We start from the raw sequence: 4,727 nt of genomic DNA, 5'->3' as shown, positions 1-4,727 counted from the left end.
GGAGCGCGCCAAGCCTGGGTTGGTCGGGCGGATGCGGCGGGCGTTCCTGAGCGAGCGCCCCGGTATCGAGGTCGACGTGATCCGGCTGGCCGACGCCGTCCGGCTCGACGGGTCCGCGGTCGTCGAGGACTGGACGTTCCCGCCCTCGAGGACGGTCGCGCAGTGGTCGGGCCGCGTCGGGCGCGAGGCGCACCGGATGGAGGCGTTCGTCCGGTTCGAGACGCGAGAGCACGAGGGGCGCGAGGAGTTCGTCGCCGAGGTCCGGCCTGAGTACAACGTCCTCCCCATCTTGCACCACCACTTCGAGACGCGCTACCCGACGCTGGCGTGGCGCATCGTCGACGTCCGGCGCGGCATCGCGCTCGTCCACACGCCCGCGCCCGACCGCGCGTCGGACGCTGCGCCCTCGAGGCTGGTGCCGACGTCCGACCTCGAGGTCGGCGAGCACACCTCGGAGGAGGCGGCGTACCAGTCGATGTGGCGGGCCTACTTTCGGGCCGTCGACATCCCCGAGCGCAAGAACCTCAAGCTCCACCTGCGCCACGTGCCCAAGCGGTACTGGCCGTACCTCATCGAAAAACAGCCCGAGATCGAGACGACGGCCTCGAGGACGAAGCCGACGCCGAGCGCGCCTCGCCAGGCCGTGCCGGAGCGGGGGCCGCGCGAGACTGAGGCGTGATGGCTGGAAAGGAAGGTTCTCTTAGGAGAGTGGACCGCTCATGATCTGCCTCCTCGTGCTTCTCACCGCCGCGCGGACGCCCCACCTGGACTGACGCGTCCACAACCCGCGCCAGCCTCGAGGACGAGCCAAACTTTATCTACACCCTCGAAGCCGCAACCGGAGGCCGAGCGACGGCTCGCCCTGGAGGGCGACGCGGCGCTCGCGGTCTACGACGTGCTCGGCCGTCGCGTGGCCGACCTGCTCGACGGGCCGAACCGAGGCGCCCTCGAGGTCGATTGAGACGCGTTTGGTGTCGCGGTCGGTGTCTACACAGCCGCGGTCCGCTAGCCCGGCGTCCTCGAGGACGGACCACAGTGCGGGGCTACTCGAAGGGCGCGTCAGTGGGCGTCTCGAGGGCGGCGCCCGGGACGTGTCGCGCGTGGTCCGGCGGCGCGTCGGGGTCGGCGGGCTCGGCCCGGACGAGCGGACCGATGTAAAGCTCTTGCAGCAGCACCTTCCCAACGCCCAACACGGGCACCACGAGCAGGAGGCCCAAGAACCCCGTGAGCGCGCCCAGCACGATCTGGCCGGCCACGATGAACGCCGGCCCGACCTTGACCATCCCGCCCAGCACTTTGGGCTCGATAAAGCCGCCCTCAATCTGCTGCGCGACGACGGCCAGGCCCAACGTCCACAAGCCCACCGTCGTCCCCTGAGAGAACGCGACCAGGACCGCCGGCGCCCACCCGATGAACGGTCCGATATTCGGGATCACGGTCATCAAGGCCGCGAACGCGGCGAGCGCGAGCGCGCCGGGCAGCCCGATCACGCTCAGCCCGATGGCCGCGATCGTCCCCAACGCCAGGACCGCGATGCCTACTCCCTTGAGCCAGCCGAGCAAGACCTCCCCCGAGCGCTCCAAGACGCGCTGAGCGAAGGGCTGCCGATCGTAGTCCACGAGCCTCAACAGCGACGACGTGTACCGAGACGGATCGATGGCCGTGTAGACCGCCACGAGCAGGACCACCAGGACAGCGGCGAGTGCCCCTGCGAGCGATGAGAAGATGCCGAGCGCCCGGCCTACGACCTCGGACGCACCCTGGGGGAGTCGCAGGACGTCAGGCGGGAGGTCGAAGCGCTCGCGGACGGTCTCGATCACGGCCGGCGCTTCGTCGATGAGCGCCGTCGCCTCCCCCACTACGTGGGGGCCGCCGACCGCGATAGCGCTTCCCAGCGCGGACAAGATCACGAGCACGACACCGGCCAGAGCGAGACCCCGGGGCACGCCCGTCCGCTCCGACAACCAGCGGCTCGAATGGTAGAACAAGACACCCACCGCCACCCCCAGGAGGACTAGGAGGATGGCCGCGCGCGTGATCCAGGCGACGTAGAGGAGCACGACCGTGGCCGTGACGAGCGCGACTACGTACCTCGCTTTCCGGCGGAACGCGACGGACGTGTCGAGGGGCGTGCTGTGCTCGGGGGTCATGGGGCTCTGACGATGGCCACGCCCTCGAGGTCCGTCTGGCAACCACTTGGGGAGATCCCGGCCTCGAGGCCGGACCCCGCACCCTCGAGGACGACGTGCGCAGGACGCCCTCGAGGCCGAAGAACCGGACGAATGGGACGGCCGACCCTGGCCGAAGTAACCCCCCGTTCCCCCAAGCCCAGCCGCGACTTGCCTAGCCTGGTGACATCACTCACGGGGCCGCGCCCCACGCTCATGACCCGCATCCTCCCCCTCCTGCTCGTCGCCGCGCTCGCCACTGCCGGTAGCGCCCAGACGAGCGGTACCATCTCCGACGACGACCCCGAGTTCATCAACGGCAAGCCCCATGACGCGTACGCCGTCGTCCTCGAGTCCGGCGACGAGCTCTCGATCACGATGACCTCCACGGCCGTCGACACGTACCTCTACCTCATGTCGCCGTCCGGCCGCAACATCGGCTACAACGACGACTGCACCCAGGGCGACTTCGAGAAGTCGTGCCTCTCGTTCAGCGCCGGGCAGGCCGGGACCTACGAGGTCGTCGCGACCACGTACGAGAACGGGGAGACGGGCGCCTACGAGATCGAGATCCTGGTCAACGGAGAGCCGGCTCCGTAGACACGCTCGCCCCAGGTCTACGCGGCCGGTTCTGCCTGTCTGGTGGAGCCGGCCGCGTGCCTCGTTCCGGTAGCTTGGACACCTCCCCGCCGCACGCTTCCCCATCCGACGACTGACTCTCGGAATCTGTCTCGCGCTCACCCTCAGCGCGAGCCTCGCCTCTGCCCAAAGCGGAGGCGCGTACACGTTCGTGCGCTACGGCACCGAGCATGGGTTGCCGAGCGACCGGACCCTGAACGTCGCCCAGGACTCATCCGGGTTCATCTGGGTCGGCACGGCCGATGGGATCGCGAGGTTCGACGGCGTGCGCGCTCGCGTGTGGCGCCACCAGCCCCGTAGCACGACCGGGCTCCCCTCGAGCATCATCGGCGGGCTCGCCGTCGCTCCCAATGGAACGGTGTGGGTAGGTACCGACAGAGGCCTGGCCTACTTCGATGAGCAGGCCGGCCGCTTCGTTCGGTTCGCAGAGCAAGCGACCCGCGAGATGGGGGAGGACATCTCCAATATCCTGGCCGACAGCGAGGGTCTCTGGGTCGCGATGCCCCGAGGGGTAGGTCGGATCCGCTACGACGGGACCACCGACAAGGTCGATGCCGTGGGATTCCCCCAGATCGGGGCCTCCGCACTCGGGGAAGCTTGGCTCTACCACGAGAGGTGCCTGCTCCGAGACCGACCCGTTCGATGTGAGGCACCTCGGAACGCACCCCAAGCAAACTTCGGCATCTTCGCCACATGGAAGCAAAATGGCGTCATCTTCGGACTGTTCCCCGAAGGCCAGGTCTGGCGACTCCGGCCGTCCCCATCTCTCGTCGAAGATTGGCCCGAGATCAGAGGGCTTCCATCGACGAACCGATCTACTGCAGACCTGCCACGGATTTGGTTCGCGACATCGGGAGGTCCGTACGTGTACGACACGGAGCGGCGACGGCTCTTACAGATCGGGATCGGGAACGGGGTCGTCAGTCGGGACGCCCGGGACGTGCTGATCGACCGGCAAGGCGGCGTCTGGTTGGCGACCGACCGCGGGCTCTACCGCGGGATCCAGCCCGACCCTGCCTTCCAGGCGGTCACGGGTGCGTCCGGCCTCCCGGACGGGCGTGTCAACGGGCTCTTGACCACACCCGACGGCTCAACGTGGATAGGCACCAACGGGGGGCTGTACCAACGGCGTCCCGATGGAACGTGGACCAGCTTCTTCACCGGTAAAGACGTCTACGCGAACGGGGTCTGGCAGGTGACGCGGGCGGCAGGCGGCGGGCTGTGGGTCGGTGGGAAAGGGTTCGGGCTGCGGCGGCTCTGGCCGGAGACGGGCCGGTGGGAGCCGGTCACCGATGTGGCCCGGCTTCTCAGCCTGGACGGCTCCGCCATCGGCCGGATCCCGGTCCGTCACGTTCTCGAGGCCGACGGGCGCCTCTGGGTGTCGTCGTCGTACGGGCTCGCGGTCCGCCTCGAGGACGGGACGTGGCTCGGCTACAAGGAGGGCGAGGGAGGCCGCGATGGACTGCCGACCTCGGCGACCAACATCGTCCATGTCGACGGGCGCGGACGGGTCTGGATCGCGACGGATGCGGGGCTCGTCGAGTTCGACGTCGCGCGCCGGAGCTTTCGGCGCGTCGCGACCGGGACGCTCGGGGCCTCCATCGTATGGGACATCTCGGAGAACCCCGACGACCCTGGCGCGCTGTGGCTCGCGACCGTGGGGACGGGGACGTGCCGGCTCGACCCGGAGGCCGACGCCGTCGAGTGCTTCACGATCACCGACGGCCTGCCCTCGAACGTGGTCCACCGCGTCGAGCCCGGCCCCGGCGCGATGTGGCTGGGGACCGACCGCGGCATCGCGCGGTTCGACCTCGAGGACCGGACGGTCGCGACGTTTACGCAGGCCGATGGCTTGCACGGCGACATCGCGGACTTTATGTCCTCGTACCGCACCACGGACGGGCGGCTCCTCTTTGGAGG

General features: G+C 69.2%; 4 protein-coding genes. 3 read left to right on the top strand and 1 reads right to left on the bottom strand.

The window, feature by feature from the left end:
- Positions 1-679 (top strand): TIGR03915 family putative DNA repair protein (locus WBA11_RS06205; RefSeq protein WP_424519840.1); only part of this gene is annotated, 679 nt, incomplete at its 5' end.
- Between the two features lie 364 nt (positions 680-1,043).
- On the opposite strand, the gene WBA11_RS06200 is transcribed toward WBA11_RS06205, so the two are convergent.
- The gene (locus WBA11_RS06200) at positions 1,044-2,150 is read right to left on the bottom strand and encodes an AI-2E family transporter (protein ID WP_424519839.1); all 1,107 of its coding nucleotides are present in this window, start codon (positions 2,148-2,150) and stop codon (positions 1,044-1,046) included.
- 234 nt (positions 2,151-2,384) lie between these two features.
- On the opposite strand from WBA11_RS06200, the gene WBA11_RS06195 reads away from it, so the two are divergent.
- Positions 2,385-2,768 (top strand): PPC domain-containing protein, encoded by a 384-nt coding sequence (locus WBA11_RS06195; protein WP_424519838.1) that lies wholly within the window; start codon positions 2,385-2,387, stop codon positions 2,766-2,768.
- A gap of 190 nt (positions 2,769-2,958) precedes the next feature.
- A partial coding sequence (locus WBA11_RS06190; protein ID WP_424519837.1) for a ligand-binding sensor domain-containing protein occupies positions 2,959-4,727 on the top strand: 1,769 nt, incomplete at its 3' end.

The sequence above is a fragment of the Rubrivirga sp. genome (genome assembly GCF_049648075.1).
Lineage (GTDB): Bacteria > Bacteroidota > Rhodothermia > Rhodothermales > Rubricoccaceae > Rubrivirga.
The sequence above is the reverse complement of the archived record's forward strand: the minus strand, read 5'-3'. Positions and strand labels throughout refer to the sequence as shown.